Source organism: Streptomyces sp. NPDC052079 (assembly GCF_040680275.1).
GTDB lineage: Bacteria > Actinomycetota > Actinomycetes > Streptomycetales > Streptomycetaceae > Streptomyces.
This window is the reverse complement of record NZ_JBFAWL010000011.1, coordinates 137,124-152,558: the sequence shown is the minus strand read 5'-3', so window position 1 is coordinate 152,558 and position 15,435 is coordinate 137,124. Positions and strand designations below refer to the sequence as shown.

The following is a 15,435-nucleotide window of genomic DNA, read 5'->3' as shown; positions in this document are numbered from 1 at the left end:
GACACCATCGCGACTCGTACCATATCTTGTACAAACCCAGAGAGGAGGCGGCAAGCATGTCCATCACCGCCAGCGAGGCACGCCAGAACCTGTTCCCGCTGATCGAGCAAGTCAACGAGGACCACGCCGCGATTCACATCACCTCCCGCAAGGGGAACGCGGTCCTCATGTCCGAAGAGGACTTCAACTCCTGGACGGAGACCGTGCACCTCCTGCGCTCCCCGAAGAACGCCCGCCGCCTGCTGGACTCCATCGCCGAGGCGGAGGCCGGCAAGGGTCAGCATCGCGAGTTGATCGACCCCGACGCGGAGCGTGCATGAAGATCTCGTTCACGTCCCACGCCTGGGAGGACTACACCTACTGGGCCGAGAATGACCGCAAGATGGTCAGGCGCATCAACAAGCTGATCGGCGACACCACGCGCGACCCCTTCAAGGGCATTGGCAAGCCGGAGCCCCTGAAGGGTGACCTGTCGGGCTACTGGTCCCGGAGACTCGACGACACACACCGACTCGTCTACAAACCGACCGACGACGAGTTGATCATCGTTCAGGCTCGATACCACTACTGACACGGCCACTTTGTGGCACCTCGCCGACGGGGTCGACCCCGGAGTGGACCCCGGACGCGGAGGCGTGTGGTGGGGCGGGTGGGACTCGAACCCACGGCCGACGGATTATGAGTCCGCTGCTCTAACCGGCTGAGCTACCGCCCCATAGCGGCGTGTCGCGTACATGTGTGCGCGCCGTCTGCCGCAGCATAGCCGCTCATACGATCTCCTGCTTCGGATGGTCGGCTGCGTACGGCCTCGTTGACCATGGAGACCTCTCCGAGCCCCCCACGGTTCCCCCGGACATGAAAAAGGACCCCTGCGGGGGTCCTCGTTCAGCATGCTCCCCCGACTGGACTCGAACCAGTAACCTGCCGGTTAACAGCCGGCTGCTCTGCCAATTGAGCTACGGAGGACCGAGCTCCCCCGACTGGACTCGAACCAGTAACCTGCCGGTTAACAGCCGGCTGCTCTGCCAATTGAGCTACGGAGGAATGACTCGTTGCATCGAACGCACCCACCTGGGTAACCGCCAGGGGGCGCGCGCTCGCTGCGACACATACATTAGCGCAAGCAGGGGGGTGCTCCGCCAATCGGTACTCCCCGGCGCTGTCGCCGCACCGGAGAAGTACGCAGACGGGAACAACGGGAAGGGTGGCCGCCATGCGTTACCGGCTCACGTTCGTCGCCGGAGTCGTCCTGGGTTACGTGCTGGGCACGAAAGCGGGGCGCGAGCGCTACGAGCAGATGAAGAGGTCGGCCCAGCAGCTTGCACAGAACCCCGCCGTGCGCAACACGGCCGAGAGCGCGGCGCAGCAGGGCCGGGAGCTCGCGGACAAGGCGTACCACGCGGTCAGCGACAAGGTCGGTGACCGTATGCCCGACACGGTCGCCCAACGGGTGCACGCCCTGCGCGAGCGCACCGCCCAGGGCCCGGCCGAGGACGACTGGGGCACCAGCAACACCTGACGGTTGCCCCACCCTGCGGCGCCCGGGCCCACCCACCCCTCCCCATGCGGCAAAATTCGCCGTATGGGGATAGTCGCCGGGCTGGACAGTGCGCCCGATTTCACTCGCATCGTCGTGTGTGACACGGACACCGGGGCCGTGCTCAGGCAGGGGTATGCCCAGCATCCGGTGCAGGGCGCCGACGGCGGCGGCCGTCCCTCCGATGTCGACCCGCAGGCCTGGCTGCTGTCGCTGGGCGAGGCGGCGGGCGGCGGACTGCTGGAGGGTGTGCAGGCCATCGGCGTGTCCGCGCAGGCCAACGCGCTGGTGCCGCTGGACGCGCAGGGCAACACCGTGCGGCCCGCGATGACCGGCGGTGACAAGCGGGCGCAGGTCGCGGCGGCCGACCTGGTGGACGCGCTCGGCGGGCGCGAGGCGTGGGCGCAGGCGGTGGGCTGTGTGCCGGGGGCCGCGCAACCGGTGACCAAGCTGCGCTGGATGGCCCGTACCGAACCGGAGAACGCGGCGCGCACCGCCGTACTGCTCCAGGCGCACGACTGGCTGGTGTGGCAGCTGCTCGGCCGGCCGGTGCGGCGGACGACCGACCGGGGCGGGGCCTCCGGGACCGGTTACTGGGCGGCGGCCACCGGCGGCTACCGGCCCGATCTGGTGGAGCTGGCGCTCGGGCACCAGGTGATGCTTCCGGAGGTGATCGGCCCGGCGGACGCGGCCGGTACGACGCCGGAGGGGCTGCTGATCTCCGCGGGTACGGGCGAGACGATGGCGGCGGCGTTCGGGCTGGGGATCGGGCTGGGCGACGCGGTGGTGTCGCTGGGCGCCTCCGGGTCCGTGATGGCCGTACACACCGAGGCATTGGTCGACCAGCAGGGCATGATCACGTCTCTCGCCGACGCGACCGGCATGCATCTGCCCGTCGTCACCACCCTCAACGCCGTACGGGCGCTGCGCGGGACCGCGGAGTTGCTCGGGCTGCCCGATCTGGAGAGCCTGTCCGAGCTGGCGATGAAGTCGACGCCGGGTGCGCACGGGCTGGTGCTGCTCCCCTATCTGGAGGGTGAGCGCACCCCGCAGCTGCCGCACACCGCAGGGACGCTGGCGGGGCTGCGGCGCGAGTCGATGCGGGCCGAGCATCTGGCGCGGGCCGCGTTCGAGGGGATGCTGTGCGGGCTCGCGGACGCGCTGGATGTGCTGCGCGGCCGGGGCGTGGACGTGCGGCGGGTCTTCCTGCTGGGTCCGGCCGCGGAGCTGCCCGCCGTGCAGGCGGCGGCGCCCTCGCTGTTCGGGGCGCAGGTGGTGGTGCCGCAGCCGGCGGACTACGCGGCGATCGGCGCGGCCCGGCAGGCGGCGTGGGCGCTCGGTGTGTCGCAGGGCACCCTCGATCCGCGGACGCCGCCGGTGTGGCAGGGCGCGGTGGCGCAGGTGCTGGATCCCGGTGAGGAGCTGGCGGTGGGACAGGCGGTGCGCCAGCAGTTCGTGTCGGTGCGGGAGCAGACGCATCCGGGCGCGTTCCGCATATAGCGGGCGGTCGTCTCGCGCGCCGGCGGGTTAATTCGGTTGAGGTAACGCGGGTGGAGTGTTCGACGATAGGGGCCACGGGCAACCGAACGCCCCGTGTCGACCACCCGAGAGATTCAGCGTGCTCATACGACTTCTGCGGTCCCACCTCCGCCCCTACACCAGACCCATCACCCTGCTGGTGCTGCTGCAGTTACTGCAGACCTGCGCCACTCTCTACCTGCCCACGCTCAACGCCGACATCATCGACAACGGTGTCGTGAGAGGTGACACCGGTTACATCCTGAGCTACGGCGCCCTGATGATCGGCATCTCGCTGGCCCAGGTGGTGTGCAACGTCGGCGCCGTCTTCTACGGCGCCCGGACGGCGGCGGCCCTGGGCCGGGACGTGCGCGCCGCCGTGTTCGACCGGGTGCAGTCGTTCTCCGCGCGTGAGGTGGGTCACTTCGGCGCGCCCTCGCTGATCACCCGTACGACGAACGACGTCCAGCAGGTGCAGATGCTGACCCTGATGGCGTTCACGCTGATGGTGTCCGCGCCGATCATGTGTGTGGGCGGCATCGTGATGGCGCTCGGGCTGGACGTTCCGCTGTCCGGGGTGCTGGTCGGGGTGGTACCCGTGCTGGGCATCTCCGTGACGCTGATCGTACGCAGGCTGCGCCCGCTGTTCCGGGCGATGCAGAAGCGGCTGGACACGGTGAACCGGGTGCTGCGCGAGCAGATCACCGGCAACCGGGTGATCCGTGCCTTCGTGCGGGACGCGTACGAGCAGGGGCGGTTCCGTGAGTCCAACACCGAGCTGACCGATGTGTCGCTGCGCACGGGCAACGTGCTCGCGCTGATGTTCCCGGTGGTCATGACGGTGGTGAACCTGTCGTCGATCGCGGTGGTGTGGTTCGGCGCGCACCGGATCGACAGCGGCGGGATGCAGATCGGTGATCTGACGGCGTTCCTCGCCTATCTGATGCAGATCGTCATGTCCGTGATGATGGCCACGTTCATGTTCATGATGGTGCCGCGCGCCGAGGTGTGCGCCGAGCGCATCCACGAGGTGCTGGACACCTCCTCGAGCGTCGTGCCGCCCGTCGCGCCCGTCACCGAGCTGCGCCGGCACGGGCATCTGGAGATCCCGGGCGCGGGCTTCCGCTACCCGGGCGCCGAGGAGCCGGTGCTGAGGTCGGTGGACCTGGTGGCGCGGCCCGGCGAGGTCACCGCCGTGATCGGCTCGACCGGCAGCGGCAAGTCCACGCTGCTCGGTCTGGTCCCGCGGCTGTTCGACGCCACCGACGGCGAGGTGCTGGTCGACGGGGTGCCGGTGGCGGACATCGAGCCCCGGCTGCTGGCGCGGACCGTCGGTCTGGTGCCGCAGAAGCCGTATCTGTTCGCGGGCACGGTGGCGACGAACCTGCGCTACGGCAATCCGGACGCCACCGACGAGGAGCTGTGGCACGCCCTGGAGGTGGCGCAGGGCAAGGACTTCGTGGAGCGGTTGGAGGGCGGCCTCGACGCGCCGATCGCCCAGGGCGGGACGAACGTCTCCGGCGGTCAGCGCCAGCGTCTGGCGATCGCCCGGACGCTGGTGCAGCGACCGGAGATCTATCTCTTCGACGACTCCTTCTCCGCGCTCGACTACGCCACCGACGCGGCCCTGCGCGCGGCCCTCGCCCGGGAGACGGCCGAGGCGACCGTGGTGATCGTCGCCCAGCGGGTGGCCACGATCCGGGACGCCGACCGGATCGTGGTCCTGGACGAGGGCCGGGTCGTCGGCACCGGCCGGCACCACGAGCTGATGGCGGACAACGAGACCTACCGGGAGATCGTGCTCTCCCAGCTGACGGAAGCGGAGGCTGCCTGATGGCGGGGCCCGGAGGACGGATGATGGCCGGCGGCGGCCCCGACCAGCGGTCGCTCGACTTCAAGGGGTCGAGCAAACGGCTGATCGCCCGGTTCCGGCCGGAACGCCTGACGATCTACGGGCTGCTGGCCTGTGTCGTCCTGAGCGTGGGCCTCAGCGTGGTCGGGCCGAAGATCCTCGGTGAGGCCACCGACCTGGTGTTCGCCGGGATCGTGGGCCGGGACATGCCGGAGGGCGCCACCAAGGAGCAGGTCCTCGACTCGATGCACGAGCAGGGCGACGGCGACGTTGCCGACATGCTCCGCAGCACCGACTTCACCCCCGGCGACGGCATCGACTTCACGGCGGTGGGGAACGTCCTGCTGGGGGCGCTGGCGGTGTTCCTGGCCGCCGGTCTGCTGATGGCGGTGGCGACCCGGCTGGTGAACCGGGCGGTGAACCTCACCATGTTCCGGATGCGCGAGGACGTGCAGGCGAAGCTGTCCCGGCTGCCGCTGTCGTACTTCGACAAGCGGCAGCGCGGCGAGGTGCTGAGCCGCGCCACCAACGACATCGACAACATCGGGCAGACGCTCCAGCAGTCGATGGGACAGCTGATCAACTCGCTGCTCACCATCATCGGTGTGCTCGCGATGATGTTCTACGTCTCGTGGATCCTGGCGCTGGTGGCGCTGGTGACGGTGCCGCTGTCGTTCGTCGTCGCCACGCGGGTGGGCAAGCGGTCGCAGCCCCACTTCGTGGACCAGTGGCGGACCACCGGCACACTCAACGCGCACATCGAGGAGATGTACACCGGGCACACCCTGGTGAAGGTGTTCGGGCGGCAGGAGGAGTCGGCGAAGCGGTTCGCCGAGGAGAACGAGGCGCTGTACGAGGCCGGGTTCAGGGCGCAGTTCAACAGCGGCATCATGCAGCCGCTGATGCTGTTCGTATCCAACATCAACTATGTGCTGGTGGCGGTCGTCGGCGGTCTGCGGGTGGCGTCGGGTTCGCTGTCCATCGGGGACGTGCAGGCGTTCATCCAGTACTCGCGGCAGTTCTCGATGCCGCTGACGCAGGTCGCCTCCATGGCGAACCTGGTGCAGTCGGGTGTCGCCTCCGCCGAGCGGGTCTTCGAACTGCTGGACGCGGACGAGCAGGAGGCGGACCCGTCGCCGGCCGAGAAGCCGGAGCGGCTGCTCGGGCGGGTGGAGCTGGAGCGGGTGTCGTTCCGGTACGACCCCGAGAAGCCGCTGATCGAGGACCTGTCGCTGACGGTGGAACCGGGCCGGACGGTGGCGATCGTCGGGCCGACGGGAGCCGGCAAGACGACGCTGGTCAACCTGCTGATGCGGTTCTACGAGGTGTCCGGCGGGCGCATCACCCTCGACGGGGTCGACATCGCGAGGATGTCCCGGGAGGAACTGCGCTCCGGGATCGGCATGGTGCTCCAGGACACCTGGCTGTTCGGCGGCACCATCGCGGAGAACATCGCGTACGGGGCGTCCCGTGAGGTCACCCGGGAGGAGATCGAGGAGGCGGCGCGGGCCGCTCACGCGGACCGGTTCATCCGTACGCTTCCCGACGGGTACGACACGGTGATCGACGACGAGGGGGCGGGGGTCAGCGCGGGTGAGAAGCAGCTGATCACAATCGCCCGGGCGTTCCTGTCCGACCCGGTGATCCTGGTCCTGGACGAGGCGACGAGCTCCGTGGACACCCGTACGGAGGTGCTGATCCAGAAGGGCATGGCCCAACTGGCGCACGGCCGTACGTCCTTCGTGATCGCACACCGCCTGTCGACGATCCGGGACGCGGACACGATCCTCGTGATGGAGAACGGCTCGATCGTCGAACAGGGCGCCCACGAGAAGCTACTCGCCTCGGACGGCGCGTACGCCCGCCTGTACAAGGCACAGTTCGCGGAGGCGGTGGCGGTGGTGGACTGAATTTAGCCCCTCCGGCGTTTGAGGAGCGGGGGTCCGGGGGCAGCGCCCCCAGTTCTGTCAGCCCCTCCGGCGTTTGAGGAGCGAGGGTCCGGGGGCAGCGCCCCCGGGGACGGGACGGGAAGGGGCGGCGGGGGCGAATCAAGGCGGGGCGCGGCGCGGGAGCCCCGTCGGGCCAGGGCCCACCCTGGTTGTCACCGCTTCCCCTTACTGTCGAGGCATGGAAGGCACCGCACCCCCCACCGCATACGACCCGACGTCAGTCGCCCGCTGGGCCACCGAGCCCGACAAACGCCCCGGCCGCACCGCCTTCCAGCGCGACCGCGCCCGCGTCCTGCACTCCGCCGCACTGCGCCGCCTCGCCGGGAAGACGCAGGTCGTCACGCCGGGCGAGCACAGCCAGGTGTGGGACGCCAGCCCCCGCACCCGCCTCACCCACTCCCTCGAATGCGCCCAGGTCGGCCGCGAGCTCGGCGCGGCCCTCGGCTGCGACCCCGACCTGGTCGAGGCCGCCTGTCTCTCCCACGACCTGGGGCACCCGCCCTTCGGGCACAACGGCGAACAGGCGCTGAACGAGTTCGCGGAGGACTGCGGCGGCTTCGAGGGCAACGCCCAGTCCCTGCGCCTCCTCACCCGTATCGAACCCAAACGGTTCACCCCCGAGGGCTCCGTCGGCCTCAACCTCACCCGCGCCACCCTCGACGCCGCCACCAAGTACCCCTGGCCGCGCGGCGCCCACCCCACCGACCCGGACTCCCCGAAGTTCGGGGTCTACGAGGACGACCGCCCGGTGTTCGACTGGGTCCGCAAGGAGGCCCCCGGCAGCCGCATCTGCTTCGAGGCCCAGGTCATGGACTGGGCCGACGACGTCGCCTACTCGGTGCACGACGTGGAGGACGGCCTGCACGCCGGCCACATCGACCCGAACTGCCTGCACGCCGAACCCGAACGCCGGGCGGTCTTCGCCGTCGCGGTGGGCCGGTATGTGCCCGCGGACACCGACCCCGCCGAACTGGCCGAGGCCCTCGACCGCCTCCTCGCCCAGGAGTGGTGGCCGCACGGCTACGACGGCACGGCCGTCTCGCAGGCCCGTCTCAAGGACGCCACCAGTCAGCTCATCGGCCGCTTCTGCCTCGCCGCGGAGGGCGCCACCCGGCAGGCCTTCGGCAGCGGGCGCCTCACCCGGTACGCGGCCGAGCTGGTGGTCCCGCGCGGCACCCGGATGGAGTGCGCGGTCCTCAAGGCGGTCGCCGACCGGTACGTCATGCAGCGCGCCGAGCAGGAACTGCTCCGCGCCGACCAGCGCATCGTCGTCCTGGAACTCGCCGAGGCGCTCACCGCCCGCGCCCCCGAGGGCCTGGACCCCCAGTTCCGCACCCTGTTCGACCGGGCCCCGGACGACCGCGCCCGCAAGCGGGTGATCGTCGACCAGATCGCGTCCCTCACGGACGCCTCGGCGCGCTCGCTTCACGCCCGGCTGACGGGGCAGGGATGACCCGTATGGCCTGATCGGGTCACTCCCCCTTCCGGCATCATCTTGCGTGCGGGACGCTCGCAGGTGGCTACACCGTTACGAGGAGGCATCACGTGGTCGACGCGGATCAGACTTTCGTCATCGTCGGAGGCGGCCTGGCCGGCGCCAAGGCGGCCGAGACGCTGAGAGCGGAGGGCTTCACCGGCCGGGTGATACTGATCTGCGACGAGCGCGACCACCCGTACGAGCGTCCGCCGCTGTCCAAGGGCTACCTCCTCGGCAAGGAGGAACGCGACAGCATTTTCGTGCACGAGCCCGCCTGGTACGCGCGCCACGACATCGAACTGCACCTCGGCCAGACCGTCGACGCCATCGACCGCGCCGCGAAGACCGTCCGCTTCGGCGACGACGGCACCACCGTCCGCTACGACAAGCTGCTGCTCGCCACCGGCGCCGAGCCGCGCCGCCTGGACATCCCGGGCACCGGCCTCGTGGGCGTCCACCACCTGCGCCGCCTCGCCCACTCCGAACGGCTGAAGGGCGTCCTCACCACCCTCGGCCGGGACAACGGCCATCTGGTGATCGCGGGCGCCGGCTGGATCGGCCTGGAGGTCGCGGCCGCGGCCCGTGAGTACGGCGCGGAGGTCACCGTCGTCCACCGGGGACAGACCCCGCTGCACTCGGTCCTCGGGCCCGAGCTCGGCCAGCTCTTCGCCGAGCTGCACCGCGAGCACGGCGTCCGCTTCCACTTCGGTGCCACGCTCACCGAGATCACCGGCCAGGACGGCATGGTCCTCGCCGCCCGCACCGACGACGGCGAGGAGCACCCCGCGCACGCCGTCCTCGCCGCGATCGGCGCGGCCCCCCGGGTCGCTCTCGCGGAGGGCGCGGGACTGGAGCTCGCCGACCGTGCGGCCGGCGGGGGTGTCCTCGTCGACGAGCGCCTGCGGACGTCGGACCCGGACGTCTATGCGGCCGGTGACGTGGCCTGCTTCCCGCTCGGCCTGTTCGGCACGCGGCTGCGCGTGGAGCACTGGGCCAACGCGCTGCACGGAGGGCCGGCGGCGGCGCGCTCCATGCTGGGGCGGGAGGAGATCTACGACCGCGTTCCCTACTTCTTCACCGACCAGTACGACCTGGGGATGGAGTACTCCGGGTGGGCGCCGCCGGGGTCCTACGACCAGGTGGTCATCCGGGGCGATGCGGGGAAGCGGGAGTTCATCGCGTTCTGGGTGAAGGAGGGGCGCGTGCTGGCGGGGATGAACGTGAATGTGTGGGATGTCACGGATCCGATCCAGGCCATGATCCGGGGGCGGGGGCAGGTGGACACGGAGGCGCTGGCGGACCCGCATGTGCCGTTGGAGAGTCTTGTGGGGTAGTGCGGCAACCGGAGGTGTCAGTTGCCCCCCGTAGAATTCACGCGTGGCTGGGCGGATCAATGATGAGGACGTGAAGGCGGTTCGGGACGCGGTTCCGATCGACGCCGTGGTGTCCGAGTATCTCCAGCTGCGCAACGCGGGGGGAGGGAACCTCAAGGGTCTCTGCCCCTTCCACGACGAGAAGTCGCCGTCCTTCCAGGTCAGCCCGAGCAAGGGACTTTTCCACTGCTTCGGCTGCCAGGAGGGCGGCGACACCATCACGTTCGTGATGAAGATCGACCACCTCTCCTTCTCGGAGGCGGTCGAGCGCCTCGCCGGACAGGCCGGCATCACCCTGCGCTACGAGGAGGGCGGGTACAACCCCACCCACCAGCGCGGCGAGCGCATCCGTCTGGTCGAGGCCCACAAGATCGCCGCGGACTGGTACGCGGAGCAGCTCGCGACCTCCCCGGAGGCGGACACCGGCCGGGTCTTCCTCGCCGAACGCGGCTTCGACCAGGCCGCCGCGCAGCACTTCGGCGTCGGCTACAGCCCCCAGGGGTGGGACCATCTCACCCGCTTTCTGCGCGGAAAGGGGTTCAGCGACAAGGAGCTGATCCTCTCCGGCCTCGCCCAGGAGGGCCGCCGCGGCCCCATCGACCGCTTCCGCGGCCGGCTGATGTGGCCCATCCGCGACATCGGCGGGGACGTCGTCGGCTTCGGCGCCCGCAAGCTCTACGAGGCGGACAACGGCCCCAAGTACCTCAACACTCCCGAGACCGCGATCTACAAGAAGTCCCAGGTCCTCTACGGCATCGACCTGGCGAAGAAGGACATCGCGAAGGCTTCCCGCGCGGTCGTCGTCGAGGGCTACACCGACGTCATGGCCTGTCACCTCGCGGGCGTCACGACCGCCATCGCCACCTGCGGCACCGCCTTCGGCGGCGACCACATCAAGATCCTGCGCCGGCTGCTGATGGACAACGGCAGCGCACGCGTGATCTTCACCTTCGACGGCGACGCGGCCGGCCAGAAGGCGGCCCTGCGCGCCTTCGAGGACGACCAGAAGTTCGCCGCCGAGACCTATATCGCCATCGCCCCCGACGGCATGGACCCCTGCGACCTGCGGCTCGCCAAGGGCGACGAGGCCGTCGCCGACCTCGTCGAACCCCGCACCCCGCTCTTCGAGTTCGCCCTGCGCCAGATCGTCCGGCGCTACGACCTGGACACCCCGGCCGGCCGGGCCGCCGCCCTCGACGAGGCGGCCCCCATCGTCGCCCGCATCAAGAACAGCGGTGCCCAGCACGAGGTCGCCGTCGAACTCGCCGGGATGCTGGGCATCCTCGACACCCAGTTCGTCGTCAAGCGGGTCGCTCAGCTCGCCCGCTGGGCCCGCGAGCGTGGCGGCAAGGGCCCGGGCCCCGACCGCGGGCAGCAGGGCGGCGGGCGGCACGGCGGCGGGCCGCAGTCGTACGCCCCGTCCGCCGCGCGGCCGGCCCCGCGCGGTCCGGCCCTCAACCTTCGCAATCCGGTGTTCGCCACCGAACGGGAGCTGCTCAAGCTCGCCCTTCAGCGCCCGGAGCTGGTCTCCCCGGCCTTCGACGCGTACGGCGTCGACGAGTTCACCGCCCCGCCCTACGCGGCCGTACGGCAGGCGATCCTGGACGCGGGCGGCGCGGAGTACGGCGTGCAGGACCCGCAGGAGTATCTGATCCGGGTCCGCGACTCCGCCCCCGACGACACCGTCCGCGCCATGGTCACCGAGCTCGCCGTCGAGGCGATCATGCTGCACCGGGGCGTCAAGGAGGTCGACGAGACCTACGCGGGCGCCCAGCTGGTCACGGTTCGGCGGCGTGCCGTGGAGCGGCGCATCCGCGACATCACCAGCCGCCTCACCCGTCTCGGCGCCCACGGCGACCCGGCCGAACTGGCGTCCGTGCAGAACGAGTTGTGGGTGCTTCAGCAGTACGACCAGTCGCTGCGGGAACACGGCGCGGCGGCACTGTGAGGCCGTCCGCGTAACCGCCCGGTCACGCACCGGACGCAAAAAGTCACCGCACGCCCCTCGTGGGGAGGATGTGTCGTACCCCACACTGGGGGCGGTGCCTGAGTCCTCGGAGCGCGGCCGATCCGTCACCGACGGGTCCCGGACATCCGCGGTTCCGCTCATCGCGTACGGGACGGACAGCGGCGAGGCCGCCGACTCCGCCCCCGAAGTACCGCTGTCCTCCCCCCTGGCAGCGATCATCCTGGAGGTCGCCCCCGTGCAGACCCAGACCCTCACCGAGTCCGACGCGGAGCTGCTCGTCGCCATGCCGGCGCAGAGCCGTGTCGTGCACCATCCGGAGACGTCGTCCGAGGCCGCCGGGCCGCCGGCCGAGGCGTTGGAGGCGGCCGGTCCGCCCGTCTATCCGGTCGAATCCGTCGAATCCGTGGTAGCCGTCGAATCCGTGGGGCCGCGCGGCCCCGTCCGGCCCGAGACCGGCGGTCCCTCCTCGGATCTGTTCCGCCAGTATCTGCGCGAGATCGGCCGCATCCCGCTGCTGACCGCCGCCGAGGAGGTCGAACTCGCCCGCCGTGTCGAGGCGGGGCTCTTCGCGGAGGAGAAGCTGCGCCGCACCCCCGACCTGGACAGCAGGCTCGCCCTGGACCTCGACCGGCTCGTCGTCATGGGCCGGATGGCCAAGCGGCGGCTGATCGAGGCCAACCTGCGGCTCGTCGTGTCCGTCGCCAAACGGTACGTGGGCCGGGGCCTGACCATGCTGGACCTGGTCCAGGAGGGCAATCTCGGGCTGATCCGGGCGGTGGAGAAGTTCGACTACGCCCGGGGGTACAAGTTCTCCACCTACGCCACGTGGTGGATCCGCCAGGCGATGTCCCGGGCGCTCGCCGACCAGGCGCGCACGATCCGGGTGCCGGTGCATGTCGTCGAGCTCATCAACCGGGTGGTGCGCGTCCAGCGGCGGATACTCCAGGAGCGCGGGTACGAGCCGACGCCGGGCGAGGTCGCCGCGCATCTGGATCTGCCGCCCGAGCGGGTCGGCGAGGTGCTGCGGCTGGCGCAGGAGCCGGTGTCGCTGCACGCGCCCGTGGGCGAGGAGGACGATGTGGCGCTCGGCGACCTCATTGAGGACGGGGACGCGGCGAGTCCTGTGGAGTCGGCGGCGTTTCTGTTGCTGCGGGAGCATCTGGAGGCTGTGCTGTCGACGCTGGGAGAGCGGGAGCGGAAGGTTGTGCAGTTGCGGTATGGGCTGGTGGATGGGCGGCCGCGGACGCTGGAGGAGATAGGGCGGATCTTTGGTGTGACGCGGGAGCGGATTCGGCAGATCGAGTCGAAGACGTTGAACAAGCTGCGGGATCATGCCTTTGCTGATCAGTTGCGGGGGTATTTGGACTGAGTTTTTTCGCCCCCGCCGCCCCTTCCCGTCCCGTCCCTGGGGGGCTTCGCCCCCCAGACCCCCCTTTTTTTGCGCAGTTCCCCGCGCCCCTAAACGTGCCCCTGGTCGTAGCGGTGGAGGAGGAGGCGAGGGATGGCTGGGTGCGGTCCCAGGGGGGTGGAGGCTGTGCCCGGGGCTGCTGTTGCGCATTCTGTGGCGAAGCGGCCGGGGGCCGTGAAGTAGGAGGCGACGGCCACGCGGTGGCGGCCTCGGGCGGCCAGAGCGCGTATGGCGTCGCGGACGGTGGGGGCCGTGGCGGAGGCGTAGGCGGGGACGACGGGGACGCCGAGTCGTTGGGCGAGCAGGCGTGCGGTGCGGGCCGTGTCGACCCTCGACTCGGGGTCGCGGGAGCCGGCGGCGGCGAGGACGACCCCGCTCTCGCGGCGGGTCGCGGCGTCCGCCGGGGTGCGCCAGCCGGCCTCGGTGAGGCGGGCGTGCAGAGCGTCCACGAGCAGGGGGTGCGGGCCGAGCGGGGCGGCCACCCGCGTGTGCAGCCGTGCCCCGGCGGCCATCCGGGGGATGTCCCGCTTGACGTGGTACCCCCTGCTGAGCAGCAGCGGTACGAGGACGGCCGCCCGGGTGCCGCGCGCGTCCAGCTCGGCGAGGGTGTCGGGCAGCAGGGGCGCGTTGAGCTCGATGTGGCCCAAGTGCACGGGCAGACCGGGGCGCAGTGCGCGTACCCCGGCCAGGAGCTGCCGTACGGTGCTCAGCGCCCGCGGGTCGCGGCTGCCGTGGGCCACGACGACGAGGGCGGGGGGATGCGTGGGGTACGGCGTCATGCACCGATCGTCGGCGCGGGACGTTGCCTTCCCGTTGCCCGGGGATGACGGGTGTTTTTCGGCGGTTCCCATCGTGGGGCGAACCGGGGGGCGTGGTGGGGCGTCTCTCCGGGGCGAGGACAGACCGGGAAGGGGCCGTCCCATGCGCCGTTTCACAGTTCGCCGTCCGCGTCTGCCGCGCACCCGTGCGGGGCAGCGGCGGCTGGTGCGGGCGGTGGTGGCGGGGTGCGTGCTGGCGCTGCTGCCGGCGACCTGGCTGCGGCTGACCACGGACGACCGACTGCGCACCACCGCCGATGTGCCGCGCGCCGAGGTGGCCGTGGTGTTCGGTGCGGGTCTGTGGGACGGGGAGCCGTCGCCGTATCTCGCGCACCGGCTGGACGCGGCGGCGCAGCTGTACCGCGCGGGCCGGATCGAGGTGGTGCTGGTCACCGGCGACAACAGCCGTGAGGACTACGACGAGCCCGACGCGATGCGGGCGTATCTGACCCGGCACGGCGTGCCCGACGCGCGGATCGTCAGCGACTACGCGGGCTTCGACACCTGGGACTCCTGCGTCCGCGCGAAGAGGATCTTCGGGGTGGACCGGGCGGTGCTGATCAGCCAGGGCTTCCATGTCCGCCGTGCGGTGGCCCTGTGCGAGGCAGCCGGCGTCTCCTCGCACGGTGTCGGCGTCGCCGAACCGCACGACGCCACCTGGTACTACGGGGGTGTCCGGGAGGTCTTCGCGGCGGGCAAGGCGGCGCTGGACGCCGCGTTCCGGCCCGATCCGCGCTTCCTGGGACCCAAGGAGCCGGGGGTGGAGCGGGCGCTGACGGAGGCCCGCGCGGAGCAGGCGCGGGGATGAGCGATCACGCATACCGCGGTATGCTCGCCCCATGGCGGACACGACGCGCATCACGGTGACGCTCCCGACGGAGCAGGTCAACGAACTGAAGAAGCTCACCGACAACGTCTCCGGCTATGTCGCCGAAGCGGTGGCGCGTCAGTTGCGACACCAACTGCTCGGCGCCGACCTACTGCGCCATCAGGAGGAGTACGGTGCCTTCACCGAGGAGGAACTGGCTGAGGCCCGCTCCCGGATCCTCGGCGGCACGGATGCCGGTGGCTCGCAGAGCGCGGCATGACCATGCACGTCGCAACCCTCGTCCTGGACTCCGAGGGCCTCTCCGCCTGGATCGCGCAGGACCGCAAGATCCTCGCGATGTTCCAGGTCTTCCACGACATGGGTGCTGACGTCGTCGTGGGAGCCAGCACCATTGTGGAGGTCAGCCACGCGCGGGTGAACACGGCGCGGCTTCGCTGGGCATTGTCCGGCGTCAGGGTCGAGCCGGTGACCGAGCAGGCGGCGAAGGCAGCTGCGGAGCTGCTCAGGGCGGCGGGCCTGCACGGCCACAAGTACGCGATCGACGCGACTGTGGCCGAGATGGCACTTCGTCAGCCGGGCCCGGTGGCCATACTGACGTCGGACGTCGACGACATGTCACGCCTGTGCGATGACCGTATCCGCCTGATCGGCCTCTGAGCGGGGGGCGCAGGCGCCTCACCACGGCCGGATGCCGGCGGGGAGGTC

Annotated in this window: 14 protein-coding genes and 3 tRNA genes; 13 read left to right on the top strand and 4 right to left on the bottom strand. The window is 70.7% G+C overall.

What is annotated here, in order from left to right:
- The first annotated feature begins 56 nt into the window (after positions 1-56).
- Both AB0L56_RS18745 and AB0L56_RS18740 read left to right on the top strand, forming a co-directional pair.
- A complete protein-coding gene (locus AB0L56_RS18745; RefSeq protein WP_361022839.1) occupies positions 57-320 on the top strand; it encodes a type II toxin-antitoxin system prevent-host-death family antitoxin in 264 nt (87 codons plus the stop codon).
- Positions 317-571, top strand: a complete 255-nt coding sequence (locus tag AB0L56_RS18740; RefSeq protein WP_365424594.1) for a Txe/YoeB family addiction module toxin — start codon at positions 317-319, stop codon at positions 569-571. The genes AB0L56_RS18745 and AB0L56_RS18740 overlap by 4 nt, the downstream gene beginning before the upstream one ends.
- Positions 572-638: 67 nt before the next feature.
- Here the strand turns inward: AB0L56_RS18740 and AB0L56_RS18735 are convergent.
- The 3 genes from AB0L56_RS18735 to AB0L56_RS18725 form a co-directional block, all read right to left on the bottom strand.
- Positions 639-715, bottom strand: a tRNA-Ile gene (locus AB0L56_RS18735).
- Between the two features lie 178 nt (positions 716-893).
- Positions 894-966, bottom strand: a tRNA-Asn gene (locus AB0L56_RS18730).
- Between the two features lie 5 nt (positions 967-971).
- Positions 972-1,044, bottom strand: a tRNA-Asn gene (locus AB0L56_RS18725).
- 169 nt (positions 1,045-1,213) lie between these two features.
- On the opposite strand from AB0L56_RS18725, the gene AB0L56_RS18720 reads away from it, so the two are divergent.
- From AB0L56_RS18720 to AB0L56_RS18685, 8 genes are all read left to right on the top strand, one after another.
- The gene (locus AB0L56_RS18720; RefSeq protein ID WP_365424592.1) at positions 1,214-1,519 is read left to right on the top strand and encodes a YtxH domain-containing protein; all 306 of its coding nucleotides are present in this window, start codon (positions 1,214-1,216) and stop codon (positions 1,517-1,519) included.
- Between the two features lie 63 nt (positions 1,520-1,582).
- A complete protein-coding gene (locus AB0L56_RS18715; protein WP_365424590.1) occupies positions 1,583-3,037 on the top strand; it encodes an FGGY family carbohydrate kinase in 1,455 nt (484 codons plus the stop codon).
- 118 nt (positions 3,038-3,155) lie between these two features.
- Positions 3,156-4,889, top strand: coding sequence for an ABC transporter ATP-binding protein (locus AB0L56_RS18710; protein WP_365424588.1), 1,734 nt, complete (start codon positions 3,156-3,158; stop codon positions 4,887-4,889).
- Positions 4,889-6,817 (top strand): ABC transporter ATP-binding protein, encoded by a 1,929-nt coding sequence (locus tag AB0L56_RS18705; RefSeq protein WP_365424586.1) that lies wholly within the window; start codon positions 4,889-4,891, stop codon positions 6,815-6,817. Before AB0L56_RS18710 ends, AB0L56_RS18705 begins: the two co-directional genes overlap by 1 nt.
- A 217-nt stretch (positions 6,818-7,034) precedes the next feature.
- On the top strand, positions 7,035-8,309 hold the full coding sequence (locus tag AB0L56_RS18700) for a deoxyguanosinetriphosphate triphosphohydrolase (protein WP_365424584.1): 1,275 nt from the start codon (positions 7,035-7,037) through the stop codon (positions 8,307-8,309).
- Positions 8,310-8,401: 92 nt separating this feature from the next.
- Positions 8,402-9,667: an FAD-dependent oxidoreductase gene (locus AB0L56_RS18695; protein WP_365424582.1), complete on the top strand. Its 1,266-nt coding sequence runs from the start codon at positions 8,402-8,404 to the stop codon at positions 9,665-9,667.
- Between the two features lie 43 nt (positions 9,668-9,710).
- Entirely contained in the window at positions 9,711-11,654 is a 1,944-nt protein-coding gene (gene dnaG, locus AB0L56_RS18690; RefSeq protein ID WP_365424580.1) for a DNA primase, read from the top strand.
- Between the two features lie 94 nt (positions 11,655-11,748).
- Entirely contained in the window at positions 11,749-13,044 is a 1,296-nt protein-coding gene (locus AB0L56_RS18685; RefSeq protein ID WP_365424578.1) for an RNA polymerase sigma factor, read from the top strand.
- An 89-nt stretch (positions 13,045-13,133) separates the two neighbouring features.
- Here the strand turns inward: AB0L56_RS18685 and AB0L56_RS18680 are convergent, their stop codons facing one another.
- On the bottom strand, positions 13,134-13,862 hold the full coding sequence (locus AB0L56_RS18680) for a sirohydrochlorin chelatase (protein WP_365424576.1): 729 nt from the start codon (positions 13,860-13,862) through the stop codon (positions 13,134-13,136).
- Between the two features lie 142 nt (positions 13,863-14,004).
- On the opposite strand from AB0L56_RS18680, the gene AB0L56_RS18675 reads away from it, so the two are divergent.
- From AB0L56_RS18675 to AB0L56_RS18665, 3 genes are read left to right on the top strand one after another with little or no spacing between them, the layout of a single operon-like run.
- Entirely contained in the window at positions 14,005-14,709 is a 705-nt protein-coding gene (locus AB0L56_RS18675; RefSeq protein WP_365424574.1) for an ElyC/SanA/YdcF family protein, read from the top strand.
- Between the two features lie 31 nt (positions 14,710-14,740).
- Positions 14,741-14,989, top strand: a complete 249-nt coding sequence (locus AB0L56_RS18670; RefSeq protein WP_361022872.1) for a hypothetical protein — start codon at positions 14,741-14,743, stop codon at positions 14,987-14,989.
- Positions 14,986-15,387: a DNA-binding protein gene (locus AB0L56_RS18665; protein WP_365424572.1), complete on the top strand. Its 402-nt coding sequence runs from the start codon at positions 14,986-14,988 to the stop codon at positions 15,385-15,387. The genes AB0L56_RS18670 and AB0L56_RS18665 overlap by 4 nt, the downstream gene beginning before the upstream one ends.
- The last annotated feature ends 48 nt before the right edge of the window (positions 15,388-15,435 follow it).